General features: G+C 62.7%; 24 protein-coding genes and 1 pseudogene. 14 read left to right on the top strand and 11 right to left on the bottom strand.

Translation table 11 applies throughout. The features are described 5' to 3' along the window. Nucleotides 1-141: 141 nt before the first annotated feature. The gene (locus AC07UR_RS12030) at nucleotides 142-1254 is read right to left on the bottom strand and encodes a hypothetical protein (protein ID WP_209790766.1); all 1113 of its coding nucleotides are present in this window, start codon (nucleotides 1252-1254) and stop codon (nucleotides 142-144) included. A 464-nt stretch (nucleotides 1255-1718) separates the two neighbouring features. Here AC07UR_RS12030 and AC07UR_RS12025 point away from each other — a divergent pair, with 464 nt between their 5' ends. The 4 genes from AC07UR_RS12025 to AC07UR_RS12010 all read left to right on the top strand — a co-directional run bounded on the left by AC07UR_RS12025 (nucleotide 1719) and on the right by AC07UR_RS12010 (nucleotide 5030). After that, nucleotides 1719-2471, top strand: coding sequence for a pyridoxine 5'-phosphate synthase (locus tag AC07UR_RS12025; protein WP_209790767.1), 753 nt, complete (start codon nucleotides 1719-1721; stop codon nucleotides 2469-2471). 4 nt (nucleotides 2472-2475) lie between these two features. Next, nucleotides 2476-2937 (top strand): DUF4279 domain-containing protein, encoded by a 462-nt coding sequence (locus AC07UR_RS12020; protein ID WP_173420522.1) that lies wholly within the window; start codon nucleotides 2476-2478, stop codon nucleotides 2935-2937. Between the two features lie 156 nt (nucleotides 2938-3093). After that, on the top strand, nucleotides 3094-3717 hold the full coding sequence (locus AC07UR_RS12015; RefSeq protein ID WP_209790768.1) for a histidine phosphatase family protein: 624 nt from the start codon (nucleotides 3094-3096) through the stop codon (nucleotides 3715-3717). A gap of 98 nt (nucleotides 3718-3815) precedes the next feature. After that, nucleotides 3816-5030 (top strand): multidrug effflux MFS transporter, encoded by a 1215-nt coding sequence (locus tag AC07UR_RS12010; protein ID WP_209790769.1) that lies wholly within the window; start codon nucleotides 3816-3818, stop codon nucleotides 5028-5030. A 111-nt stretch (nucleotides 5031-5141) separates the two neighbouring features. On the opposite strand, the gene AC07UR_RS12005 is transcribed toward AC07UR_RS12010, so the two are convergent. Together AC07UR_RS12005 and AC07UR_RS12000 are read right to left on the bottom strand one after the other, a co-directional pair. After that, nucleotides 5142-5525 (bottom strand): VOC family protein, encoded by a 384-nt coding sequence (locus tag AC07UR_RS12005; RefSeq protein WP_209790770.1) that lies wholly within the window; start codon nucleotides 5523-5525, stop codon nucleotides 5142-5144. 215 nt (nucleotides 5526-5740) lie between these two features. Continuing rightward, entirely contained in the window at nucleotides 5741-6628 is an 888-nt protein-coding gene (locus AC07UR_RS12000; RefSeq protein ID WP_209790771.1) for an SDR family oxidoreductase, read from the bottom strand. Nucleotides 6629-6823: 195 nt separating this feature from the next. Between AC07UR_RS12000 and AC07UR_RS11995 the strand changes: the two genes are divergently transcribed. The 3 genes from AC07UR_RS11995 (at nucleotide 6824) to AC07UR_RS11985 (ending at nucleotide 9467) form a co-directional block, all read left to right on the top strand. Further along, a complete protein-coding gene (locus tag AC07UR_RS11995) occupies nucleotides 6824-7228 on the top strand; it encodes a winged helix-turn-helix transcriptional regulator (protein WP_209790772.1) in 405 nt (134 codons plus the stop codon). 377 nt (nucleotides 7229-7605) lie between these two features. Next, nucleotides 7606-8886, top strand: a complete 1281-nt coding sequence (locus AC07UR_RS11990; protein WP_209790773.1) for an FAD-dependent oxidoreductase — start codon at nucleotides 7606-7608, stop codon at nucleotides 8884-8886. Between the two features lie 206 nt (nucleotides 8887-9092). After that, nucleotides 9093-9467, top strand: a complete 375-nt coding sequence (locus tag AC07UR_RS11985) for a VOC family protein (RefSeq protein ID WP_209790774.1) — start codon at nucleotides 9093-9095, stop codon at nucleotides 9465-9467. Between the two features lie 74 nt (nucleotides 9468-9541). Here AC07UR_RS11985 and AC07UR_RS11980 read toward each other — a convergent pair whose 3' ends face one another. After that, nucleotides 9542-10915, bottom strand: a complete 1374-nt coding sequence (locus tag AC07UR_RS11980) for an HD-GYP domain-containing protein (protein ID WP_209790775.1) — start codon at nucleotides 10913-10915, stop codon at nucleotides 9542-9544. 116 nt (nucleotides 10916-11031) lie between these two features. After that, nucleotides 11032-11751 (bottom strand): aspartate/glutamate racemase family protein, encoded by a 720-nt coding sequence (locus AC07UR_RS11975; RefSeq protein ID WP_209790776.1) that lies wholly within the window; start codon nucleotides 11749-11751, stop codon nucleotides 11032-11034. Nucleotides 11752-11951: 200 nt separating this feature from the next. Here AC07UR_RS11975 and AC07UR_RS11970 point away from each other — a divergent pair, with 200 nt between their 5' ends. Then, nucleotides 11952-12416 (top strand): Lrp/AsnC family transcriptional regulator, encoded by a 465-nt coding sequence (locus AC07UR_RS11970; RefSeq protein WP_173420510.1) that lies wholly within the window; start codon nucleotides 11952-11954, stop codon nucleotides 12414-12416. Nucleotides 12417-12442: 26 nt separating this feature from the next. Here the strand turns inward: AC07UR_RS11970 and AC07UR_RS11965 are convergent, their stop codons facing one another. Beyond that, nucleotides 12443-12706, bottom strand: coding sequence for a hypothetical protein (locus tag AC07UR_RS11965; protein ID WP_173420509.1), 264 nt, complete (start codon nucleotides 12704-12706; stop codon nucleotides 12443-12445). Nucleotides 12707-13155: 449 nt separating this feature from the next. Next, nucleotides 13156-13551 carry an Ohr family peroxiredoxin gene (locus tag AC07UR_RS11960; RefSeq protein WP_173420508.1) on the bottom strand — a complete coding sequence of 132 codons (396 nt, stop codon included), beginning with the start codon at nucleotides 13549-13551 and terminating at the stop codon, nucleotides 13156-13158. 153 nt (nucleotides 13552-13704) lie between these two features. On the opposite strand from AC07UR_RS11960, the gene AC07UR_RS11955 reads away from it, so the two are divergent. Continuing rightward, complete coding sequence (locus AC07UR_RS11955) at nucleotides 13705-14211, top strand: MarR family winged helix-turn-helix transcriptional regulator (protein WP_209790777.1); 507 nt, start codon at nucleotides 13705-13707, stop codon at nucleotides 14209-14211. 438 nt (nucleotides 14212-14649) lie between these two features. Here the strand turns inward: AC07UR_RS11955 and AC07UR_RS11950 are convergent, their stop codons facing one another. From AC07UR_RS11950 to AC07UR_RS11940, 3 genes are all read right to left on the bottom strand, one after another. Beyond that, entirely contained in the window at nucleotides 14650-15678 is a 1029-nt protein-coding gene (locus AC07UR_RS11950; RefSeq protein ID WP_209790778.1) for a DUF3095 family protein, read from the bottom strand. A gap of 69 nt (nucleotides 15679-15747) precedes the next feature. Beyond that, nucleotides 15748-16143: an Ohr family peroxiredoxin gene (locus tag AC07UR_RS11945; RefSeq protein ID WP_173420505.1), complete on the bottom strand. Its 396-nt coding sequence runs from the start codon at nucleotides 16141-16143 to the stop codon at nucleotides 15748-15750. Nucleotides 16144-16520: 377 nt separating this feature from the next. Continuing rightward, nucleotides 16521-17870, bottom strand: a complete 1350-nt coding sequence (locus tag AC07UR_RS11940) for a sensor histidine kinase (RefSeq protein ID WP_209790779.1) — start codon at nucleotides 17868-17870, stop codon at nucleotides 16521-16523. Nucleotides 17871-18210: 340 nt separating this feature from the next. On the opposite strand from AC07UR_RS11940, the gene AC07UR_RS11935 reads away from it, so the two are divergent. The 5 genes and pseudogenes from AC07UR_RS11935 (at nucleotide 18211) to AC07UR_RS11915 (ending at nucleotide 22117) form a co-directional block, all read left to right on the top strand. After that, nucleotides 18211-19479 carry an NAD(P)/FAD-dependent oxidoreductase gene (locus AC07UR_RS11935; protein WP_209790780.1) on the top strand — a complete coding sequence of 423 codons (1269 nt, stop codon included), beginning with the start codon at nucleotides 18211-18213 and terminating at the stop codon, nucleotides 19477-19479. A gap of 94 nt (nucleotides 19480-19573) precedes the next feature. Further along, a complete protein-coding gene (locus AC07UR_RS11930; protein WP_209790781.1) occupies nucleotides 19574-20023 on the top strand; it encodes a hypothetical protein in 450 nt (149 codons plus the stop codon). A 9-nt stretch (nucleotides 20024-20032) separates the two neighbouring features. Further along, nucleotides 20033-20182: pseudogene (locus AC07UR_RS11925) on the top strand (NAD(P)/FAD-dependent oxidoreductase); the annotation flags it as partial. A 234-nt stretch (nucleotides 20183-20416) separates the two neighbouring features. Then, nucleotides 20417-20881, top strand: coding sequence for a hypothetical protein (locus AC07UR_RS11920; RefSeq protein WP_173420501.1), 465 nt, complete (start codon nucleotides 20417-20419; stop codon nucleotides 20879-20881). A gap of 3 nt (nucleotides 20882-20884) precedes the next feature. Next, nucleotides 20885-22117: an HlyD family secretion protein gene (locus tag AC07UR_RS11915; protein ID WP_209790782.1), complete on the top strand. Its 1233-nt coding sequence runs from the start codon at nucleotides 20885-20887 to the stop codon at nucleotides 22115-22117. Nucleotides 22118-22423: 306 nt separating this feature from the next. Here the strand turns inward: AC07UR_RS11915 and AC07UR_RS11910 are convergent, their stop codons facing one another. Continuing rightward, nucleotides 22424-22843: a DUF1801 domain-containing protein gene (locus tag AC07UR_RS11910; protein ID WP_209790783.1), complete on the bottom strand. Its 420-nt coding sequence runs from the start codon at nucleotides 22841-22843 to the stop codon at nucleotides 22424-22426. Nucleotides 22844-22972: the final 129 nt, after the last annotated feature.

Genomic DNA, 22972 nt, shown 5'->3' with positions numbered 1-22972 from the left:
GCAACCAGGCACCAATTCCCAACGCATGACTACACCGTATACGCGAATCGCATATATGAATAGTCCTTAATATTGCAGGGGATATGCTGGTTTGAGCGGCGTCGGCCGAGCGCCTCCCGGCGCTCGGAACCATGGTTTTCGTCAGTGTCCGACGACCTTTAGCGGGCTCTTGGCGCTGAGGATGAAGAGAGGCTCATCGCCGCGCAGGGGCGCCAGCTGCTGCTGGCAGGACCAGGCCTTTTCGAAGCTGTCGCGCGTCAGCAGCTTGCGGTATTGCGCGGTCGCGGTCATGCAATCCATCAGCGGGCTCTGGATCTGTTCCTCGCTCGCGTGGGTGTAGATCTCGCCATCCAGAGAGAACAGTTCCGATGCCAGTGACATGCTTTCGAACAAAAGGTCCGGCTCGCTCTTCAACCGCTCGATGGTGATGAAATCCTGCCGCAGCGGCACGCCTTCACCGTCATGCTTCAAGGTCACGCGTACACCGGCTGCGGGCGCATCGTACCAGGTCAGGTCGAGCGAAAACGACAGCGCGGCATTGCGCGACACCGGCCGTCCCGTGTCGCCATCGGTGGCGCGCGCCAGCGTCTTGTGGCGCTGGGCGGCGGTGCGAAGGGCAGTGGCGAAGGCCTTGATATCGCCGTTCTGGTCGCCCGAAACAATGACGTTGACCGACGGCAGCACACGCTCGGTCGCATAGCGGCCGTTGAACAGCTTCGCCTGCGCATCGATATCCAGCGTCATTTCCGGCGAGGGCAGGGGCGCAAACAGGAGCAGCGGCAACACGGACAAAACGGCGAGCGGCGAAGACAATGGTGCCGGCGGCCAAGCTGTCTTCTGGCCGGGAAGGCGCTTCCTCGTCAGCTTCGGCTGACGGGCTTGCGGCTCGGCAGCACCAACCGCATCGATCCGTCCACGGCTGTATTCGGGTACATAGGTGCCCTTGGGAATGACCAGATGCCATTCGTCTCTAGCGCCGTCGGTCTCGTAGTAGGCCTTGAGCAATTTGCGCAACTTGCCCGCATGCACCCGCACCAGGGGGTCGCTGTCGGCATTGAACGCCTGGGGGCGATCGAAGACGTCGATGGCGATCGAGTAGCCCTTCAACTGCGGACCTTCACCGATCATCTCCTTGTCGACGACATAGGCGAGAAAAGCGCGCAGGCGTTCGGAACGTGCAAAAGCCTTGCTCTCGAGGATGCGGCGCAGAATCTGCCGGATCGTCTCGTTGCAGGGTCTTTCGACCGTCGTCATCGGTTGTTGCTCCAGGTTCATTCGCCGCGAAACTTTATGAAGGTGATCGAAGGGCAGACTATGGCCATTCGATGTGATTCGGAAATTTAGGCTCAAAAAAAGCTGTTGTCAGGAGTGCTTTGCGCCAAACTTGAGTTTTATCTGAAATAAAAGCAGGAATTGCGACCATCTCCCTGTGGCAGAACGTAGCGGTACCATGTTTGCGGGTCTTGCGCCGCCTGAATCCATACCGGTCGAGTGCTCTGGGTCGAGCCAACCCCATGGGTCTGATTGCATGTTAGGTCCCACTAATGTCAAGGTTTCGTCAAGAGATGGCCGGCAATCAGGCGACGCCGGGTCCGACTTTCGCCGGCGGACGTACTCTTTGGAATTGCTGCATAATCTTGGCCTCAAACCGTTTTCGGTTTTTGCAATTATGCAGTAGAAGATTGCATTGACATTGCCCGCCTCTGGAAAGTTCCGACATGCCCGCAAAACTGTCCGTGAATCTGAATGCCGTTGCCATGCTGCGCAACCGGCGCGATCTTCCCTGGCCTTCCGTCACTGCGCTCGGCCGTATTGCTCTCGAGGCCGGCGCAAGCGGGCTGACGGTGCATCCACGCCCCGATCAGCGGCATGTGCGCTTTTCCGACCTGCAGCCGATCCGCGATCTCATCGACGACGAGTTTTCCGAGACCGAATTCAACATGGAAGGCTACCCGAACGAGGAGTTTCTGCGCCTCGTCGAAACCCATGAGCCGGAGCAGGTGACGCTGGTGCCCGATGATCCGGCGCAGGCGACCTCCGACCATGGCTGGGACTTCCGCAAGAACCACAACCTTCTCGGCAGTGTTGTCGGCAGGCTGAAGAAGAAGGGATTCCGCGTTTCGCTGTTTGCCGACGGCGACGAGGACGCGGAGGCGCTGCGCATTGCCCGGGAAACCGGTGCCGACCGCATCGAGCTTTACACGGGCCCCTATGGCGGCTGCTATGACGACCCGGAAAAGGCGGAGAAGATTGCCGCCGAACTGGCGCGCACCGCCGCGATCGCCGCCAGCCTCGGCCTCGAAGTGAATGCCGGCCACGACCTGACGGTCGCCAACCTGCCGCTGCTCGTCAAGCACGTCCCTAATATCGCCGAAGTGTCGATCGGCCACGGCCTGACGGCCGACGCGCTGGAATACGGCATGGCTGAGACCGTGCGCCGCTTCCGCCGCGCCTGCGGGCAGGCGGTGTGATGCAATGCAAGCGGTCGCGGATCGCGAATATGCCTATTTCTGTGCCGTAGGCGCCTTCGACCCGACAGATATCACTAATGCAATCGGCCTTGATCCCAGCGAAAGTTGGGCAACGGGGGAAGGGTTTTTCGCACGGGGGCATGCCTTCAGGCGGGCGCAGTCACGCTGGAAGCTGAATAGCGGGCTGGACGATACGCATCCGCTGAACCAGCATGTCAGATCTCTGTTGGATGCCCTCTCGCCCTATCGTGAGGGGCTGCTGCACGCCGCGACCATGGCCAGGCTTCAGATCGCCTGCGTCGGCTACTATCAGCAGAGTTTCGGCTGGGAGTTGGACTTTGAGCTTCAGAAGCTTGCCACCGCCTTGAGCATTGGCTTCTGTTTCGACATGTACAGCTTTGGCGATCATCACGAAGAGATCGTCGCGTTGCGGGAACAGGTGTGCGTTCGCAGCCAAAGGCCGTAGGGCCGCGGTCAGCGGCGGCGATTTGAGCCGGATGATTGCGGTTCGCACGATACGAGAAGCAACTGCAGGACGTCCGGCCCTTCGCTCCCAGAACAGTCTCGGCATCTCTGTTTTTCAGAGCGTCCTGCAAGACGCGAATTTGATGAGACGACCGATATGAAAGACATTTTCGTCGTTACCCACACGCAGTCCATCCATCACGAAGAGGATAGGGTGGGAGGCTGGTACGACACCGACCTGACGGCGCTGGGCCAAGAGGATGCGGCGGCGACGGCCGAACGGCTGCTGGCGTTGATTGGTGACAGAGACGTGGAGATCCACAGCTCGGATCTTCGTCGGGCTTCGCAGACGGCGGCAGCCATTGCCAGGCGCTTCCAACGGCCGGTGGCCGAGACCGCGGATCTCCGGGAAATCAGCTACGGCGTGGCCGGCGGGAAACCCCAGGCGTGGCTCGACGCGCGCTATAGCCCGGCGCCCGACGACAACCGGCTCGATTATCCCTGCGGGATCGATGGCGCGGAAACGCGCCGCGACGTGGCCGCCCGCGTCTATCCCCGCGTGAACGCGATCGTCGAGCGGCCGTGCGAGACGCAGATCATCGTCACCCATGGCTTCACGTTGACGCTGGTTCTCGCGGCCTGGATGAAGGTGCCGATCGATGCCTGCGGCTTCCTGAGCTTCCCGGCAAAATCGGGGAGCATCACGCATCTACGCCAGGATAACTTCTTCCGAAACCGGGCGGTCGTCAGCCTGGCGGATGCTTCACACCTGACGTGCTGAGCGCCGATCGCCCTTGCAAAGGGTGCTCAATTTCCACCACAGATATCAACGGCAAGACTGCTATAGGTTGAGCCAATGTTTTCCCATATATGCGGCCAATGACATCTCAGACCAGTTTTCGTGAGCGCATCGCGCTCTATGCCCTCCTGACCTCACTCACCTCCGTCAGCGTCGATGCGCTGTTGCCGGGTCTGCGCCAGATTGGCGCCGATGTCGGCGTCGCGCCACCGCTTTCCACCCAGCACATCATTTCGCTCTTCATCCTCGGCATGGCGTTCGGGGAATTGCTGCTAGGCCCGCTCTCCGACGCTATGGGGCGAAAGAAGGCGCTTGTTCTCGGCCTTGGTGTCTATGCGCTCGGAACGGTCATCGCCATGGTCGCGGGTTCGCTAGAGATGGTCATTCTGGGCCGGCTGCTGCAGGGGGTCGGCGTGTCCGGGCCGAAGATCGCCACGCGCGCCATGATCCGCGACCAGTTCGAGGGCGACGCAATGGCCCGCGTCATGTCGTTCATGTTCACGCTCTTCATTCTCGTGCCGATGCTAGCTCCGGCTATGGCGCAGGGCATCATCGCCATCGGCGGCTGGCGCAGTGTCTTTGCCGTCTACCTCGCGGTGGCGGGCCTTCTCGGGGTGTGGCTGGTGCTGCGGCAGCCGGAAACGCTGCCGCCAGCCAAGCGCATTCCCTTTCGCTCAAAGCTTCTCCTGCTGAACGGGCGGCGCATCCTGTCGAACCGGCGCGTGACGCTCTTGATCGTGGCGACCGGAATGGTTTTCGGGGCGCAGCTCCTCTATCTCAGCACGGCGGCGGATCTGTTCTTCGATGCCTACGGGATCGGCCAGACCTTTCCCTTGTATTTCGCGATGCTGGCGACAGGCATCGGGCTTGCCTCATTCCTCAACGCGAAGTTCGTGCAGCGCTTCGGGGCGGAGACGATGGCGCGATATGGCTTTCTCGGTCTGGCCGCAGCCGGATTGGTGATGCTCACGGTATCGGCTTCCTGGGGCGGACGGCCGCCCCTGGTTGTGCTGATGGCGCTCGGCTTTGCCGCGTTCTTTGCGATCGGGGTGCTGTTCGGCAACCTGAACGCCATGGCCATGCGCTCGCTTGGCCAGGTCGCGGGGCTGGGCGCATCGTTGATCGCTTCCGGATCCAGCCTGGTGGCGACCCTGTTTGCGATTGCAATGGGTGCCTTCTACGACGGTACGACGCTGAACCTGTCGGCCGGCTTCTTCCTTGCTGGCATCAGCGCGCTTGCCCTGGCCGAGATCGCGGTGCGAGGAGACGTGGCGCCGGTAGAGGCCGCTCGATAGACGGCGACGCAAGCCGCGCAGCGCCGATGGAGCCGCTGTCGCCGTTTCGCAGGGTCTGCCTCGAACGCGCAGCATCTCGGCTTTCGGATGTTTCACAAACCGGGTGAAACGCTAATCGTTATGGACGACGGAAATCTTGTTTCCCGAGGGGTCGCGCATATATGCGGCGTACCAGGTGGGCCCGTAATGTGGGCGCGCGGCGGGCGCGCCTTCATCTGCTCCGCCATGGGCCATGGCCGCTTCGTAAAAGGCATCCACTTCCGCACGGGATTTGACCATGAAGCCGACCATGGCGCCATTTCCGGCGCTTGCCGGTTCGCCGTTGAAGGGTTTGCAGACCCACAGGACAGGTCCTGCGCCTGCTCCACCTTCGGAATAGGCGCGCCAGCCCGGAAAATCCGTGTGCTTGCTCCAGCCGATGGTCGCCAAGGCTGCGTCATAGAAGGCATTGGACGTGTCGGAATCCAGTGCGCCCACAGTCATGTAAACGGTCATGATCTCCCCCATTTCTCGGTTGCGGAACCGACGGGATCTATATCGTGATGTCGGGAACATAACAAGAACAAAAACGCGAAGGCGCTATTCCTGGTTCAAGACCCTGACCGGTCGTCGGCAGAGCAGGCAGATCTGGAACAACCGTTCCCGGACTTCGCCGCAAACGATGAGCCCGGCGCAAACGGCCGGGCCCACCTCGCTTCTATGAGCGCCGGTCAGCCGGCAAGTCTTGCCCTGCTGGCGTCGAGGAAAGCGGTGAGCGGCAGTGGCGTGGCGCCGGTCAGGGCACTCACGTCGCTCGTCACCATATCGATATGGCCTTCGCGGGTGTTGGCGTCGAAAGAGACGACGATCGGGATCAGGAAGTCGGGCAGGCCCGCGCCCTTCAAGCCGCCCGCCAGCGCGTCGTCGGAGATGTGTACGACGTCGAGCGGCTTGCCGGCGGCCTTGGAGACGAGGGCCGCGATCTCGTCGGTCGAGCGCAGCTCGGGTCCGGTCAGCGTGTAGGTGCGGCTTTCGCTACCTGCGGAAAGCAGGGCGGCTGCGGCGGCCTTTGCCGCGTCGGCGCGGGCGAGATGGGCGAGGCGACCCTGGCCGGAGGACGAGTACCACTGTCCGGTTTCAAGCGCATGCGGCAGCGCCATGAACAGGTTTTCCATGTACCAGCCATTGCGCAGGATGGTGTAGGGGATGCCGGTCGCCTTGATGGCGTTTTCCGTGCCGAGGTGGTCCGGCGCAAACGGGATGACCGAGGTTTCCGGATTTGGCATCGAGGTGTAGAGAATGTGCTTCGCGCCGGCCTTCTCAGCGGCGGTGACGGCGGCCAGGTGCTGGCGCAGGCGCTTGCCCGGCTGGTCGAGTGCGTCGGTGGAGATGATCAGGATGCGGTCGGCGCCGGCAAAAGCCTCGTCGAGGGAGGCCGGATCGTCGAAGTCGGCAACGCGTGCCTGTACGCCCTTGCCGACATAGTCGGACAGCTTTGCCGTGTCGCGGCTGGTGGCGATGATTTTGGCGGGCTCGACCTTGCCGGATGCCAGGAGCGCATCGAGCACGAGCTTGCCGAGCTGGCCGGTGGCGCCGGTCACGAGCAGTGTATCGGACATGAACTTTTCCTTTTCTCTGTGGTGCCAGCCGATCGGCTTCGGGAGGGAAAGCGGGTCTGCCGGTATTGGTCTCTTTTTGAGAGTTGCTCTAATCTAGTAATCTGGTAAGAGCTGTAAAGGGGGCAGTTTTTTCTGCTGTGGTTACAAAAAGGGTACCGTCCCCCGCGTCGAACAGGCCGAGAAAGGCAGATACCGATGAACAAGCTGACCGGTGATGTGAAGGGCAAGCGCGTGGCGATGGTCTGCGGCGTGCCGATGGATGTCGAAAACTGCCCGGTGCGCGATGTCATGGACAATATCGGCGGCAAGTGGAATTCGCTGATGATCCTGTCGCTCGCCGACGGCGCCTTGCGGTTTTCGGAGTTGCGAAGGCTGATCCCCGATATTTCCCAGCGCATGCTGACGCAGACGCTGCGCGACCTGCAGCGCGACGGCTATATCAGCCGCACGGTGTTCCCGACGCAGCCGCCGAGCGTGGAATATGCGCTGACCGATCTCGGGCGCTCGCTGTTGGATCTGCTGAAGCATTTTGTCGACTGGTCGCTTGCCAACCACGGGGCCATCCGTTCGGCCCGCGAGGTGTATGACGCGGCATCATGAGGGGGCGATTGTCCGGTCTGCCGGAGAGGCTCGTTCAGCCGCCTCACCTTTGGGTGCGCTCTGCCCCTCACCCTAACCCTCTCCCCGCGTGCGGGGAGAGGGGACGAGCGATGCGGCCGCATTGTCGCTGGCGTCAATTGTCAACGAGTGGTGTCACTGAGATACGCTGTCCTGGGGCAAAAGGGGCGCCGCCATGTCCCTTCTCCCCGCCAAGCGGGGAGAAGGTGCCGGCAGGCGGATGAGGGGCGGTTGCGTCCCGCGCGCCATGCGCGACGCCATGTCCCGGCAAGGCAAGCTTGCCGTAGCGCCTTGATTTTCCGTATAGTTTGCCGAGGAAACAAACGCAGCGCTTCGATCTCGCGCCATTCCGAGGGACTATGAAGACACTGACTATCGGCATTGCCGGTGCCGGCCCGGCGGGGCTCGCGGCAGCCCTGCTGCTCGGCCGGCAGGGCCATCGGGTTGAGCTGCTCGAACGTTTCCAGGAGCCGTCACCTGTCGGTTCCGGGCTGATGCTGCAGCCGACTGGCCTGACGGTTTTGGGCGCGCTTGACCTGTTGCAGCCGATGCTGTCGCTCGGCAGCCGGATCGACCGGCTTTATGGTGCCGACGCGAAGTCCGGCCGGACCGTGCTCGATGTGCGTTACGATGCGCTAGCTGGTGGTCGTTTCGGGCTGGCCGTGCAGCGGGCGGCCCTGTTCGGCGTGTTGCACGATACCGTCGTCGCGGCGGGCATTCCGATACGCACGGGGGTGACGCTGGCCGCGGCCAGCACGGTGGGTGAAAAAGCGCTGCTGCTCGACGCCTCGGGCCAGGAAGTTGGACGCTACGATCTCGTGATCGATGCGACCGGTGCACGCTCGGCGATCGCAGCCGGGGCAGCGACGGCGCCCGGCGTGCGCGAACTTGCCTATGGCGACTTCTGGGCGACGCTCGACAGCGACGGCCTTGCCCATGACCCGCACGCGCTGACGCAGCGCTATGACCGAGCCAAGGTGATGATCGGCATCCTGCCGGCGGGCCGGGCGCAAGCCGGGGCTCGCAACCGCGTCGCCTTCTTCTGGAGCGTCAAGGCCGGCGATGCCGATGTTGTGAAGCGCGCGGGTCTCGACAAATGGAAGGCGGGCATTCGTGGGTATTGGCCTGAATGTGCGCCCTTGCTCGACCAGATCAACGATTGGGAGCAGCTGACACTGGCGCGCTATGCCCACCGCACCATGCGCCCGCCGGCGTCGGGCCGCGTCGCCTTCGTCGGCGACAGCGCGCATTCGACAAGCCCGCAGCTGGGGCAGGGCGCCAACATGGCGCTGATCGATGCGGCGACGCTGGCCCACACGCTTTCCGTGACTGATGATCTCGACGCCGCACTCGCCGCCTACGGTCGGGCGAGGCGCAACCATATGGCGCTGTTCCAGATGCTGTCGTTGGCCTTCACCCCCTTCTACCAGTCGGATTCGGTGGCCCTTGCCTGGCTGCGCGACCGGTTGGTGGCGACGATCGCCCGAATTCCGCCTTCGCCGGCGCTGCTCGCCTCGATCGTCTCGGGCACGCTGATCGATCCCTTCGCGGCCGCGGGGCTGAAGGAGTGCGACTGGGCGCGTGTTAAGGACGAAGGTCATCGGTCGAGCGTGGCAGCGGCGGTGCCGGTGCGGGCCTGAAGCGTCCTGCCTCAGAGCACATTTACGGCGCGCGCCTGTCAGGCGCGTCTGCTTGCCTCCCTTGTCCTTCGCCTTACCCATGTCCTTGCCCGGAGAGGTTGGGCAGTGTCGGGTGAAACGCGTTGGGGGCGGCGCATCCAGGCTGTATAAGGCCGCCTCTTTCGACGAGGCCGTACGGCTCGATTCGCCCCATGACGAGGATGCCCATGACTGTATTCGTGTCTGCCGTTCTGGTGCATGTCGCCGATGTGGAGGCGGGGCTTTCCTGGTACCAGCGTGCCTTCCCGAGCGCCGAACGGCGTCGGCTGGAGGCTTTCGATTTCGAATATCTGAAGATTGGCTCGACCCATCTGGAAATCGTGCCGGCGGATGAGAAGGTGGCAAGCGGCGCGGGCGGTACGGTCGTCTATTGGCAGGTCGATGATTTCGACCGGGCGCTTGCCCATTTCAACGATCTGGGCGCGCCACTCTATCGCGGTCCGCTGGCGATCGAGGACGGGTTGTGGATGTGTCAGGTCCGCGACCCCTGGGGCAATTGCATCGGCCTTCGCGGGCCTCGCAGCGGGGCGAAAGGCCTTTAAGGGGTAAGGTCCGCCGTTCGCAAGGTGAATCGCGAACGCGTCGTAGCGCTTTGTTTTTGCATATGTTCGTGGAGTTAGGCGGCCTTGGCTTCCAGGCCCTGCAGAGCGCGCGTCAAGGCGTCGTAACAGGCGGGGTCGAGGCCGGCCCCGACATCGGCTGCCATGATCGCCAGCGCCTTCGAGGCCGGCATGGCAGCGCGGTAGGGTCGGTCGGCCGTCAGCGCGTCGAAGATATCGGCGACCGTGACGATGCGCGTTTCGAGGTCGAGTTCGCTGCCCGACAGGCCGTTGGGATAGCCGCTGCCGTCGAGTTTCTCATGATGATTGCGGGCGATTGTAGCGAGCCTGCGAAAAGCGTCGATCCGCTCCAGGATGGCGGCGCCGAGGTCGGGGTGGCCCTTCATCGCCTTCCATTCCTGCGGGTCGAGCTTGGCAGGCTTGTCCAGGACCTCGTTGGAAACGCCGAGCTTGCCGATGTCGTGCAGCAGTGCGCCGCGCACCAGCCAGCGTTTGCGGGCGCGGCTGAAGCCGAGCTCCGTCGCGATCAGGTCGGCAAAGAGCGCCACGCGCTTGCTGTGGCCGCTGGTAAACGGGCTCTTGGCGTCGATGACCTGGGCAAAGCCGTCGGCGATGTCGTCGAGCAGGTCCTCGTCCACGGGCTGTGAAAACCCGGCGGGCTCAAGGGCAAAGACGCGGTTGTCGAGCTGTGGGTTCTCCAGTGCCGACCAGAAATCGGGGTCAGCCGCGACGTCTTCGAAGACCGAAGCCAGATGCGGGTCGAACCACTTGCCGGCTCGACGACGCACTTCGCGACAGGCGGCCTTGCGGCCGGAGGTGATGTAGAAGACGTCGACGACCTGCGCGAGGAGTGCGATGCGCGCCAGCAGAGAGATCTCCGCACCCTTGCGCCCGAGCGGCTGGCCGCGACCGTCCCAATGCTCGTCGAGATCGAGGATGGCCTGCGCGACCGGCTCGGAAAAGCGCATGCGTCGCGCGATCTCGGCGCCGCGTTCGCAGCGGGTTTCGATCAGCTCCCGGTCGATCTTGCCGCCGCTCATGGCCAGGTTCAGCACCGTGCGCAGCTTGACGGCGAGGCCGGAGCGCACGGCGGTGTTGGCCGCGATGAAGCCGAGAACCTGGGTGAAGCTGTTGTCGATCAGCTTGACGTTGCGCTTGAAATCATGGTCGCTGGTGGCAAACAGCTTGCAGATGCGGGCCGCGTTGCTGCTGCAGCCGAGGTCCTTCAACAGCAGGGTGTAGTAGAGATCATGTTTCTCGGCGTCTGAAAGGCCGAGCCTTTCGCCAAGATGCATGCCGATCCAGCAGCAGCGCACGCTATGGCCCGCCGGCTGGCCGTCCGTCAGGTCGAGCGCGTAGCTGAGCGCGCTGACGATTTCCGCAAGCCGCAATTTCTGCGGCTGACGCTCCGGCCCCGATATGCCCGCCATGCTCACGCAATCCCCAATCCCTGCAATCTTTCCTTAGCCGCCAAGGGGTTAAGGCGGGCTTAGGGCAGGCAGGGTAAATCGCATCGGCAGGTGGCGAGGATCGTTCGATGCTTGCCTTACGCCGCCCGACGGAGATCCTCTTCGCCGAGGGCAAATTCTACGGCGGCGTCTGCGTGGATCGCGGCCGAATCGAAGCCCGGCAGCGGCAGAGCCTTCGGGTCGAGGATCAGGCAGATCTCGGTGCAGCCGAGGATGACGGCATCTGCACCTTCGGCCTCGGCCTTGTCGATCAGCTCGACCAGCGCCCTGCGCGAGGTGCCAAGCACCTTGCCGGCGCAAAGCTCGTCGAAGATGACGTTGTGCGTCAGCGTGCGACCGTCCGCGTCGGGCACCATCACCTCGATGCCGTGGCTCTTCATGCGCTCGGCGTAGAAGCCGTGTTCCATGGTGTAGCGGGTGGCAAGCAGCAGCGGCTTGCGGATGCCGGCGGCCTTGAGGCGGGCGGCAGTCTCGTCGATGATGTTGATCAGCGGGATGTCGACGGCCGCCTGAACGGCATCGGCAATCAGGTGCATGGTGTTGGTACAGATCAGCACGCAGTCGGCGCCGGCGGCCTTCAGCCCGCGGGCAACCTCGGCGAGCCTTCCTGCGGCGTCATCCCAGCGGCCGGCCTTTTGCAGGTCGACGATCGACTGGAAATCGACGGAGTGCAGCAGCACCTCTGCCGAATGCAATGCACCCAGCCGCTCGCGAACGGCCTCGTTGACCATGCGGTAATAGACCACCGAGCTTTCGAAGCTCATGCCGCCGATAAGGCCGATCTTGCGCATTTCCATCATCGCTTTCCCTGTGCCTGTCGCCACTCGCTTTGGTGCTTTGCGGCTGTCGTTCGATTGAGGGAAATATGCCGGATCTTCTTCCGAAATGGTTTGCTTATATAGCGCGAGAATGGCATTTTGGCGCGAACGATTTGCGTCATGTCAGTGGATTGTGCAAACATGCCGCGTGCATGCGAATTGAAATGGGAGTGATCAGCGTGATTGACGAGAGAGACCGGAAGCTCCTGGCGCTGTTGCAGCAGGATGGCAGCATGCCGGTCGGCGAACTTGCCGACCGGGTGAACCTTTCGCTTTCCGCCTGTTCACGCCGGATCCAGCGGCTGGAGGAGGCGGGCTACATTGCCAGGCGCATTGTCGTTCTTGACCGCGAGCGCATGGGCGTGCCGACCACCGTGTTTGCGATGATCAAGACCGCGCATCACTCCGACGAATGGATCGAGACCTTCCGCAGGGCGATCAGCGACATTCCCGAGATCGTCGAGGCACATCGATTGACCGGAAACTACGACTATATCGTCAAGGTGGTGCTGCCGCGGGTCGAGCATTACGACGTGGTCTACAAGCAGATCGTGCGCAAGGTCGAGCTGTTCGACGTTTCGGCGTCGATCTCGATGGAAATCCTGAAAAGCGGCACGGCGGTGCCGGTCGATTATGCGGAGTGACGGCGCGGACGCGACAGCCTCTGCCGTTACGATTGGACCAGGAATACCAGCGTTTCCGGCAGCACGCCGTCATGCGCCATCGCATCGGCCGCCGGTTTGGTCTGCATGAAGGCGTCCAGCTTTGCCATGTCGGCAACATCCATGACCAGGCCGACGCGGTTGGACGCCTTGATGTCGACGAATGTGCGGATATTGGTCACGCCGATCGGTTCGAATATCTGCTTGCGCAGAGGGGATGCCAGCCAGTGTTTGGTGTCCTTGACATCGTGATAAACCATGATTGTGGGCATGGTGGCCTCCCTTCGGGGTTGGACGCAAATCCAGGTGCACTTCTGCGATGTGCCGCCTTCCCTTAAACGACAAGACGAGTGTGGCTGTTTTCGGCCAGTCATCCCAAAGATATGTCGGACATCCGTTCGGATTAGCTCGGACATAATGCGACCGCGGGCGCGGCGACTATCCGACCGGCCGCGATGACGGTCCATTCGACGCTGCCAAAAAAATGACGGACCCGAACCATGATCACTGGTTCCAAGGGTCCGTCACGAAGAATGGGTGAATTTGGTGTGCCCCCCGACCCTTGGTGGGGTCTCGGGCGACCCCGGTCGGGGCCGCCTGTGCTGGCATGCAGGCTGTCGTGTGGTTTAAAGCGACAGGCCTGGTGCGTTGTCCTTCGAGTGTTCCGGCGCATTCACATGTCGGTGCCGGCAGTGTCGGCCTTCAGGGCGGGCTGTTTGTTTCAGATAAGGTTGGTCTCGACGTCGATGTTGCCGTGCGTTGCCTTGGAATAGGGGCAGATGGCGTGGGCCGCATGGATCAGCTCGTGGGCGACGTCGCGGTCCAGTTCCGGCAGGCTGACATTGAGCCGTGCACGCAGGAAGTAGGAGCCGTCATTGACGTTCAGATCGATCTCGGTGTCGACAGCGAGACCTGCCGGGAGCTTGATCTTTCTCTGCAAGGCGGCGACCTCGATCGCGCCGATGTAACAGGCGGACCATGCAGCACCGAAGAGGTTTTCGGCAGCCGGGTGCGGCTGTGCCAGCTTGAGTTCGAGCATGCCGTCGCTGCTCTTGGTGCCGCCGTTGCGGCCGCCGGTGTTGTGGGTCTTGCCGGTGAAAAGAAGCTTCTCGGTCATGGTGGTATCCTTTCTGGTTAAGTTTTATCGCATCCGCTTCAATCGGATGCGAGATAAATATGCCAACTGAAGCGGGATGTCAATACCGTTGCGATTTAATCGGATACGATTTATATAGAGGCGACACAGAGGACAATGGAACAGGATATACCGATGCCTACATCCCCGACAGCAAAAGGTGCGCAAACCGCTCAGTCTTCCGCAGCGCAGGCCGAGACCGGCGGCAGGAAGCTTTCGAACTTCCTGTGCTTTGCCGTCTACTCCGCCAATCTCGCCTTCGGCCGCGCCTACAAGCCGATCCTCGACAAGCTCGGCCTGACCTATACCCAGTACGTGACGATGGTGGCGCTTTCGGAAGAAGACGAGCAGACCGTCGGTGCGCTCGGCGAAAAGCTCTTCCTGGAGTCGAACACGCTGACGCCCATCCTCAAGAAGCTCGAGGCCGAGGGCTATCTGCAGCGCCGGCGCGATCCGGCCGACGAACGGCAGGTGCGCGTGACGCTGACGCAGGCCGGCCACAGGGTGGTTGAAATGGACCCGGGTGCAGCGCTGACGGATGCGACCGGCCTTGGGGACGATTTTCCGGTCGTGCAGCAGACAGTGGCGACGCTACGCGACAATCTCCTGCGCGCAACGCAGGGCGGTTCCGGAAAAGTATAGCGGACGGTGGCGCGGGCGGGCAAATCTACCACAGCCCCGCCCGTGCGAGATGCTGAGGGGTGGTCAGGGCCGCTCCAGAGCCACACGCGGGGCTGGGTGAGCGTCGCATAGCGTCGATGAAGAGAGCGGGTTTGCGTCCTTGCGCCGACCTTGAAGGCGGGGCTCAATAGATGCGTTCTTAGCCAGGCCGGGAGAAAAGGCCTGGCGAGGAGATCAGCTGGGGCTGGGTAAGCAGCAGAGGGGCTTCTCCCGTCCTCCCAGCACCAAGCCGGCTCCATTGGGCATGGCCGATGACTTGGGAAACGCTTGGACCGATCTGCCCTGCCGACGTCGAGCGGCATGCAAACACACGACCATTGTTCGACACAGGGCAAGGCATACCGCGCCTGCCTCGATGTGTCGGTGGCTGCGAATTCATGCGTTCTCTTCTTGGCATCATCACGCCGCAGCAAGCCCGGCTGGCGCCAGCATCTCGGCGGCCTTGGAGTAGCCGCCGTCCATTCCATCCAGGAAATGCAGATGCGAATCCGGCTTGGCCGAGGGAACCAGGCAGGTCATCAGCGCGTGAGACTGGCGATGCAGCCCGAAATTGACCTCGCCACGGTGCCTGGCCGCGACAAGAAGGGTTTCGACCCGGTCGATCTGTTCGCGCGTACAGTCGAGCGTCAGGCGCAAGCCATCGTCGTACTTGCGGAAATCCGAACCGGCCGCGACCGTCGACCAGCGTTTTGGATCGACTTGCGTGTGCTCGTCCTTGGGTACGCCGATGGCATCCGGTACCGGATTGGATTGTCGCGGCCCGGCCTCGAGTATGGAGAGAACGCGTCTCGCCAATGAGACGAAACCTTGAGCGCCTGACCGTGCCGTCGGCTCGACCAGCAAGGATAAGATTTCGCCGCGCTGGCTCGCAAACGGCTTCCACTCGCATCTGAGGCCGGTCAGGTTCGGCTGCGCCGTGTCCATGTGCGGCTTTACCAGATAGCGCCCGCGCTTGATCTCGTTCTCGGCCCACTTCAATCCGCCGCCGGCAAACATGGTGTAGGTGGCGTCCTGCGAGGCCGCGTAGCGCGCGATCGTCACATCGCGCCCGTTGGCGCGAACGTCGCGCACGGACAGCAACCCCGTTCGAAGGGCCAGGCCAAGGCTGCGCTTTGCAAAGGCGGCGACCTGCCGCAACGCCGATGTGGCGGTTGCGGCAGCCTCAGGCGGCAACGCGAATGCTGCCCCATCACCGCGAAAGACGAAGGGAAAATCGAACGTGCCCCAGGCATTGCCGAAAGCGGCAATCGCCGAGGCGCCGGCGAAGTTGACGTCCTCGTAGCGACCCGACCGGGTTGCCGAGGTCGAGTCGACGACATCGGTGATGGCAATCAGCCAATCATCGGGCAATGGCTCATAGATGGCCGGGTCGAGCACATCGGAGAATTTGCTGTGGGCTTGCTGTGGCTGAACTTGGTCACTGTGCATCATGTTCTCCAGGTCGACATGAAGGCGGTCAGGTCTGCCGGGCAGCCGGCGGACCTGACCGGATCGCGTTCAGACCAGATTGGTCGCGACATCGATGTTGCCGTTCGTCGCCTTGGAGTAGGGACAGATCTTGTGGGCGGCATGGATCAGTTGATGGGCGATATCCCGGTCGAGGCCGGGAAGGCTGACATTCAGCCTGGCGCGCAGGAAGTAATTGCCGTCATCGACGTTGAGATCGATCTCGGCGTCGACCTCGGCTCCCGCGGGAAGCGTGATGTTTCTTTCAGACGCGGCGACCTGAACCGCGCCGATGTAACAGGCCGACCAGGCGGCGCCGAACAGGCGTTCTGCGGCCGGATGCGGCGCGGACAGCCGGATGTCCAACTGGCCGTCGCTGCTGCGGGTGCCGCCGTTGCGGCCGCCGGTGTTGTAGGTCTTGCCGGTGAAAAGAAGCTTCTCGGTCATAGCTGTATCCCGTTTCTGGATTAATTCATGTCCGATTAGTTCGGATGCGATGTAAATACAGAAACGAAATTCGGATGTCAATCAAAATCCGATTTAATCGGATGCGAGGTATTATGGGGAGAGTTGCCTGGCCACACCAACGGGCAGCCAGCTCTCCATGGAATTGGCCGAGCAGACGGTCCTGCGCCTCACGCCACCCGTGTCCTTTCCGGGCCGCGACCGCCTGGCGGCGGCAACCGTCTCATCCCGGCGAGGGGTGCCTTGCGTGACCTTCGTGGCGTCCAGCCGATGGCGGACGTTGCGGGCTCACGGGCCGCTAGGGGGCGGAGGGGAGGAGCGATTGTCCGGGCTGCGGCATGCGGCTGTTTTCCGGCGGTTCAAGCCGTCAGCTCGGCAAAGACCAGCCGGAAGCATGCCCCGCCACTTGGCGAGGTGAGAATGCGGATTTGCGCGCCGTGGCGCTGAACGATCTGCAGAACAAGGTTCAGGCCGAGACCGGCGCCCCGATCGCGCGGCTTCAACCGATGAAACGGCTCGAAGACACGCTCCCGCTCCGCTTCCGGAATTCCAGGCCCATCGTCACTGATCTCGATCACCCGGTCGCATGCCACTCGCACGATGATCGAGCCCTGGTTTCCCGCATGCTCGATCGCATTCTGGATCAGATTGGCGATGGCGCGCGCAAGCGACGCCGGATCGCCCTGGATCGGCGACCGCTCCACCTCGGGCTCGAAGGAAAGGTCATAGCCCTGGTCGATCGCGAGCGGGGCGAGGTCGGCAGCGACGTCGCGGCACAATTCGACCAGATCGACCGGCGTCAGCGGCTTGGCATTGGCTTCAAGCCGCTGCAGGTCGAGCAATTGTTCAGCAAGCGCCGAGATCCTCTCGCAATCGGCGACCAACCGATCGCGATCGGGGCCAGCCGCCAGAGAATCGAGCCGCGCCTGCAGGATAGCCACCGGCGTGCGGATCTCGTGCGCCGCATCGAGGATGAAGCGCTGGTGTCGATCATAGGCGAGGTCGAGCCGATGGAGCGCGCCGTTGATGCCCTGGACGAGGGGCCGGACTTCGCTCGGAATGGCCGTTTCCGTCAGCCGGTAACTCCGCCGGGCAATATCGATGCCGTCGGTTTCGCGCGCCAGCTGCGAGATACCCTTGATGGCACGATTGACGATCAAGGGGACGCCGATCACCGTGACGAGCGCCAGCAGAACCAGCATCGGGGCGAGCGACACCTTGGAAAAGGTGAGAATGAGGGATTGCTCGTTCATGAGTTCACCCTGTCCGAAGACGGTGAAATCGCCGGCCGGGCTCGATCGGCGCCTGAGGACTGCAAGATAGGGCGAGGGATCGCCGACATCGCGGATATCCGAATAGGTCATCCGGTCGAGTGTCTGGCTGATGCCCTTGTAGATCTCCGGGATCTCGCCGATCTGCAGGATCTCGCCCCGGTCGCTGCGGGCGATGAACCAGAATTTGGGATGTCTGACGAGCACATCCGCCAGCTTGTCGGTCTTGGCGAAGGCAAGCTTGCCGTCCGGCCCTCTCTCTATCGCAGCAAACGCCGTCTCGACCGGTGCCGGGCCGATGAGCACGCCGCCTTCGTCGGCGACCACAAGCAGGGTGACGAAGGAGAGGCCGAAAACAAGAAGGATCGCCAATTGCAGCACCAGAAGCTGCGCGATCAGGCGCTGCTTGAGGGACCGTGGCCAGAGCTTTCTCACCATCTGCACCCCATTGTTAGACTGGCAACGCGGTGCATCGAGCGCTTGCGGCCAATGCAGTTTTTATCGCATCGCGACGTTTGCAAACACTGGATTGCACGGACATTGCACGGATATCTTTGACCGCATTTCGCGGCTGCTGAGGCGTGTCGGCGATATCAGGAGATGGTGGGATTGGCGCAAGGCGCGCCATGCGCAGGCGCACTGCACGGTAGCCCATCAGCCTATTGCAGGCCCGCGCCAAGCGCCATATCCGATTTTGCAAGGGTGACATCCAAAGCGGGCGGTTGTGCTGGTGCGCACGCGCTCCACATTTGAGAAAAGTCAAATCGGGATCAGGACCATGCAGGACAGGCATCATGTCGTCGTCGTCGGTGGAGGATTTGGCGGGCTGCAGCTCGTCAACGGGCTTGCGGGTGCACCGGTACGCATCACGCTGATCGACCGGCGAAATCATCACCTGTTCCAGCCGCTGCTCTATCAGGTCGCCACCACGCTGATTGCCACCTCCGAAATCGCCTGGCCGATCCGCAACCTCTATCGCGACCGACCGGAGGTGACGACGCTGCTCGGCGAAGTCACCGGTGTCGACGCCGGCGCCAGGACCGTGACGCTCAAGGGCGGGCAGGCGATCGGCTACGATACGCTGGTGCTCGCGACCGGCGCGACCCACGCGTATTTCGGCCATGACGAATGGGAGCCGGTGGCGCCGGGGCTGAAGACGCTCGAGGATGCAACCACGATCCGCCGCCGCGTGCTGCTTGCCTTCGAGCAAGCGGAACTTGAAGAAGACCCTGTCATCCGCCAGGCGCTTTTGACCTTCACCGTGATCGGTGCCGGGCCGACGGGCGTCGAGCTTGCCGGCATCATCGCCGAGATGGCGCACCGCACGCTGCCCTCCGAATTTCGCCGCATCGATACGCGGCAGGCCCGCGTGATCCTGGTTGAGGCGGGACCTCGCATCCTGGCTGCCTTCAGCGAGGACCTGGCCGAGTACGCCCGGCGCGAACTGGAGCGGCTGGGCGTGGAGGTTCGCACCGGTACGCCGGTGACGGCCTGCACGGCGCAAGGCGTGACGATCGGCGAGACCTTCGTGGCCAGCCGCACGCTCGTTTGGGCCGCCGGTGTCCAGGCATCACCCGCCGCCCGCTGGCTCGGCATTGCCGAGGACCGGGCGGGAAGGGCAATCCTCGGTGCCGACCTCAAGGCGCCCGGCCATGACGATATCTTCGTCATCGGCGACACGGCCAGTGTCACCTATGACGGCGGCAAGCCGGTGCCGGGCATCGCACCCGCCGCCAAGCAACAGGGCGCCTATGTCGCCAAGGTCATCCGTGCCCGCCTTTCAGGGGCCAAGCAGCCCGGCGACTTTCGCTATCGCCACCAGGGGAGCCTGGCGACGATCGGCCGGCGGGCGGCGATCATCGATTTCGGTCGCTTCAAGATGAAGGGCGCGCTTGCCTGGTGGATCTGGGGCATTGCCCATATCTACTTCCTGATCGGCACGCGCAGCCGCTTTGCCGTCGCCTGGAGCTGGTTCTGGACCTATCTCAGCGGCCAGCACAGCGCCCGGCTGATTACCCAGAAGGAGACGGTGCGGGAAAAGGACTGACATCGCCCGTCGGTTGCAAGGGGTCCCTTGCGGGATTGTATTGTGACATGTACCTGGCGGCGCAGGCGTTTGCGCCAGGCGAGGAGATTCGTTGATGACAAGCCGGCCCTTAGGCTGCATCTGCGCAATTGTGCTTGCGCTCTTTTCCTCGAGTGCGACGGCGGCGCTTGCCGCTGGCGCTTGCCCGAAAGTCAACTACGCTACTGAGTACGCCAAACTGCAGAAGGTGATGTCAAAGAGCGCTTTTCCCCGAGATGAACAAGCATTTCTCCTCGGTGGCGTGGAGCGACAGCTGAGCGACCTGTCGCAACGGCAATTGAACGTCCGCGGCCAAGAATGCGGTACAAAGGCGGTGCGCGCGCACGTCATCGGCTGCGTGAATGCAACCTTGCTGCCCGCGCTGGGGTCGATCCGCTCACCCGGCAGCAAGTCGGGAAAGGCATTGTGGGGCAAAGCGAATGTTTCCCGTCGGGAAGCCATCACGATCGGCATGTTTGATGCCTGCCGCCTTGCGGCGATGGATACCTTTGTTTCAGGGCCATGAAAGCCGGTCGAGCGGGCTGCGATCACCGATTTCGGCCGCTTCAAGCTCAAGGGGGGCAGCCGCTTTGCCGTCGCCTGGAGCTGGTTCTGGACCTATCTCAGCGGCCAGCACAGCGCCCGGCTGATTACCCAGAAAGAGACCCTGCGCGACGGGCAATAGCGCCAAGGCAGGGCTGCGGTTCGAGCGATGCTGGCGGCGGAAGTAGCGCGCCCAACACGCTCGCGGCCACCGTCCGATGGGCCGATGACGGATGCCGACGGGCGTCAAGGCGCGCCCAGGTGATGCCAACGATGGTCGCATGCGACGTCGGAAAGTCTTTGCTTTACAAGCATCAATTGTATGCTAACTCTCTGATGTAGGATCGATAATCTGATCTGCGTTGGGGAGACGGAGATGGACGCAACAGTGCATCCGAAAGCGATCGAACATCTGCCGATGTTCATCACAGCGCCTGGGCAGACCGATGTTCTGTTCAATGTTGTCCTGGTTTTCCTGCTGCTCGCGATCTTCTTGCTCGGCACCTTCTACCTGCGCCTGCATGCTCTGCCCGAGCAGATGGCGCATGGGGCGAGCAAGGCGAAGTTCGAGGTCGTGGCGGTGCTGGCGCTCATCGCGCTGTTTACCCACAACCATCTCTTCTGGATCGCGGGGCTGCTGCTGGCGCTGGTCGATCTGCCAGACTTCTGGTCACCCCTCAGATCGATCGCGCGCTCGCTGGAGAAAATGTCGGGCCGCGAGCCTGAGCCGGAGCTGGACGCCCATGGGCATGTCCCTGCCGCCCACACAGCCGTTGGCGAACCGGCGCTGCCTGTCGCCGAAACCACGGTCGTTTCGACCTCGACCGACGGGAGGGCATGAGCCATGTTCGAGTTCCTGCTCTGCTCCATGCTGACCATCCTTCCCGACTACCTTTATCGCCGCTATGTCCAGGGCAGGCGGTTCGGCCGCGAGATCACGCTCTATTCCGTCTGGTACGAGCTTCGGTACGGCATTACCGCCTGCGTGATGCTAACGCTGACATTGATTACGCTGGTGTTCTATTTCCATCCGTCGACGAAGAACGTCACCTCGGCTTTCCGTACGGTTGCGATCCTGCCGGAGACGGGCGGGCGTGTGGCCGAAATCTTTGTCGGCCTCAACCAGACGGTCGAGGCAGGCACGCCGCTCTTCCGGCTCGACAGTACTGAGCAGGAGGCGGCCGTAGAGCTGGCGCGCCGTCAGATCGCCGAAGTGGAAGCCGAGACGACAGTGGCGCAGACCGAGCTTGCCGCAGCCGACGGCGTGATCGTGCAGGCCGAAGCCGCCGTGAGGCAGGCTCAGGACGAGTACGATACGCAGGTCGAATTGAACCGGCTCAATGCCAACGTGGTCGCACGGCGTGAGATCGAACGCCGGCAGGTCGCGCTCGAAGGACGCAAGGGCGCGCTTACGGCTGCCCTTTCCAGCAGGCAGACGCTGGAGACGAAGATTGCGTCGCTGCTGCCCTCGCAAAAGGCGAGCGCCGAGGCGGCATTGAAGCAGGCCTCTGCAGAACTCGACAAGACGACCGTGCGCGCCGGTGTCACGGGCACGCTGCATCAGTTCACGCTGCGCGTCGGCGAAGTCGTCAATCCAATGCTGCGCCCGGCCGGCGTCCTGGTGCCGGCGGAGGCGGGTCGCGTGGCGCTGATCGCCGGTTTCGGCCAGATCGAGGCGCAGGTGCTGAAGGTCGGCATGATTGCCGAGGCGACCTGCGTCGGCAAGCCCTTCACCATCATTCCGATGGTGGTGACGGAGGTACAGGACGTGATTGCCGGTGGGCAGATCAGGGCGAGCGACCAGCTGGTCGATGTCACGCAACTGGCGAGACCCGGAACGCTGACGGTCTTCCTCGAACCGCTCTTTGCAGGCGCGCTAGACGGCATTCCGCCAGGCAGCAGCTGTATTGCCAACGCCTACACCAACAGCCACGACGAGCTGGAGTCGCCCGATATCAGTTCGCTGCGCTGGGTCTATCTGCATGTGGTCGATACGGTTGGCCTGGTGCACGCGATGATCCTGCGCATGCAGGCGGTGATGCTGCCGGTGCAGACGCTGGTGCTGGGCGGGCATTGATGGCGCTGCCCTGTCTGGAACGGCAGGCGGTGCAGCCTTCACTGTCGAACAAGGGGTGTTGCTTGACGTGAGGCGCACGCCGCGGGGCGTTCCGTACCGTTAGGGTACCTGGACCGATGGTTGCCGCACCTGCCAAAAAATGGGCTGCTCGACAACCAGCGTCGCCTGCTTCAGTCCCTGCGCAAGGTGAATCGCTATGCGTTCGCCCGCAAACAGATGCGTTCAATCCGGCGGCTCTCGCCGATCATGCCGGGCAGGCGGTAAGATAGCCACGGCCTGAAGCACGCGCAGGGACCGGACAGCGGGTCACGCGTCCTTGCTTTTTGCCGCTTTTGCTCGCGTTCCCGAAGACGTCTTCTTCTTCGCCTTGGCCTGGTTGAAGTCGATGGCAGCGCGGATGAGGTTTTGGAATGCGCGCTCGTCGATTTCGTCGCCCTCGAAGAGATCGATCGCCCGCCAGACCTTGCCGTTCAGGCCGTTGTTGAACAGGTTTTCAGGGTCCGGCAGGCTGGCGCCGTGGGAGAAGGTCAGCTTCACCTTATCCTTGTGGGCGTTGCCGACGGCGATGATGCCGTCACGAGACCACACCGGGCTCCCCATCCACTTCCATTCCTCAACGATGTCCTTGTCGGTCCCAAGGATGAGCTTACGCACATTGGCGAGTGTCTTGCCGCGCCAGTCGTCGGTGTTGGCGATCAACTGGTCGATATGCTCAGATGCATTCATTGGGTCTTCATCCTCCAACTTCCGGCGCGGCTTCATCTGACTGCAACAACAACGCCTGGTTTGGCTGGGCGCGAGACGTTGTCTTCGCTTTTTGACGTGTGGACTGAGAAAATACTGCCGCACAATGCC

This window comes from Ensifer sp. GW821-FHT05G01, assembly GCF_059419585.1.
This window is presented reverse-complemented; position numbering and strand designations above follow the sequence as displayed.

Coding starts and splice junctions, on each gene's coding strand:
- AC07UR_RS12015 (WP_209790768.1), top strand. CDS start 3,094: ATGAAAGACATTTTCGTCGTTACCCACACGCAGTCCATCCATCACGAA.
- AC07UR_RS12000 (WP_209790771.1), bottom strand. CDS start 6,628: ATGTCCGATACACTGCTCGTGACCGGCGCCACCGGCCAGCTCGGCAAG.
- AC07UR_RS11995 (WP_209790772.1), top strand. CDS start 6,824: ATGAACAAGCTGACCGGTGATGTGAAGGGCAAGCGCGTGGCGATGGTC.
- AC07UR_RS12025 (WP_209790767.1), top strand. CDS start 1,719: ATGCCCGCAAAACTGTCCGTGAATCTGAATGCCGTTGCCATGCTGCGC.
- AC07UR_RS12005 (WP_209790770.1), bottom strand. CDS start 5,525: ATGACCGTTTACATGACTGTGGGCGCACTGGATTCCGACACGTCCAAT.
- AC07UR_RS11920 (WP_173420501.1), top strand. CDS start 20,417: ATGGACGCAACAGTGCATCCGAAAGCGATCGAACATCTGCCGATGTTC.
- AC07UR_RS12010 (WP_209790769.1), top strand. CDS start 3,816: ATGACATCTCAGACCAGTTTTCGTGAGCGCATCGCGCTCTATGCCCTC.
- AC07UR_RS11990 (WP_209790773.1), top strand. CDS start 7,606: ATGAAGACACTGACTATCGGCATTGCCGGTGCCGGCCCGGCGGGGCTC.
- AC07UR_RS11960 (WP_173420508.1), bottom strand. CDS start 13,551: ATGACCGAGAAGCTTCTTTTCACCGGCAAGACCCACAACACCGGCGGC.
- AC07UR_RS11940 (WP_209790779.1), bottom strand. CDS start 17,870: ATGGTGAGAAAGCTCTGGCCACGGTCCCTCAAGCAGCGCCTGATCGCG.
- AC07UR_RS11955 (WP_209790777.1), top strand. CDS start 13,705: ATGCCTACATCCCCGACAGCAAAAGGTGCGCAAACCGCTCAGTCTTCC.
- AC07UR_RS11930 (WP_209790781.1), top strand. CDS start 19,574: ATGACAAGCCGGCCCTTAGGCTGCATCTGCGCAATTGTGCTTGCGCTC.
- AC07UR_RS12020 (WP_173420522.1), top strand. CDS start 2,476: ATGCAAGCGGTCGCGGATCGCGAATATGCCTATTTCTGTGCCGTAGGC.
- AC07UR_RS12030 (WP_209790766.1), bottom strand. CDS start 1,254: ATGACGACGGTCGAAAGACCCTGCAACGAGACGATCCGGCAGATTCTG.
- AC07UR_RS11975 (WP_209790776.1), bottom strand. CDS start 11,751: ATGGAAATGCGCAAGATCGGCCTTATCGGCGGCATGAGCTTCGAAAGC.
- AC07UR_RS11965 (WP_173420509.1), bottom strand. CDS start 12,706: ATGCCCACAATCATGGTTTATCACGATGTCAAGGACACCAAACACTGG.
- AC07UR_RS11910 (WP_209790783.1), bottom strand. CDS start 22,843: ATGAATGCATCTGAGCATATCGACCAGTTGATCGCCAACACCGACGAC.
- AC07UR_RS11950 (WP_209790778.1), bottom strand. CDS start 15,678: ATGCACAGTGACCAAGTTCAGCCACAGCAAGCCCACAGCAAATTCTCC.
- AC07UR_RS11915 (WP_209790782.1), top strand. CDS start 20,885: ATGTTCGAGTTCCTGCTCTGCTCCATGCTGACCATCCTTCCCGACTAC.
- AC07UR_RS11985 (WP_209790774.1), top strand. CDS start 9,093: ATGACTGTATTCGTGTCTGCCGTTCTGGTGCATGTCGCCGATGTGGAG.
- AC07UR_RS11945 (WP_173420505.1), bottom strand. CDS start 16,143: ATGACCGAGAAGCTTCTTTTCACCGGCAAGACCTACAACACCGGCGGC.
- AC07UR_RS11935 (WP_209790780.1), top strand. CDS start 18,211: ATGCAGGACAGGCATCATGTCGTCGTCGTCGGTGGAGGATTTGGCGGG.
- AC07UR_RS11980 (WP_209790775.1), bottom strand. CDS start 10,915: ATGGCGGGCATATCGGGGCCGGAGCGTCAGCCGCAGAAATTGCGGCTT.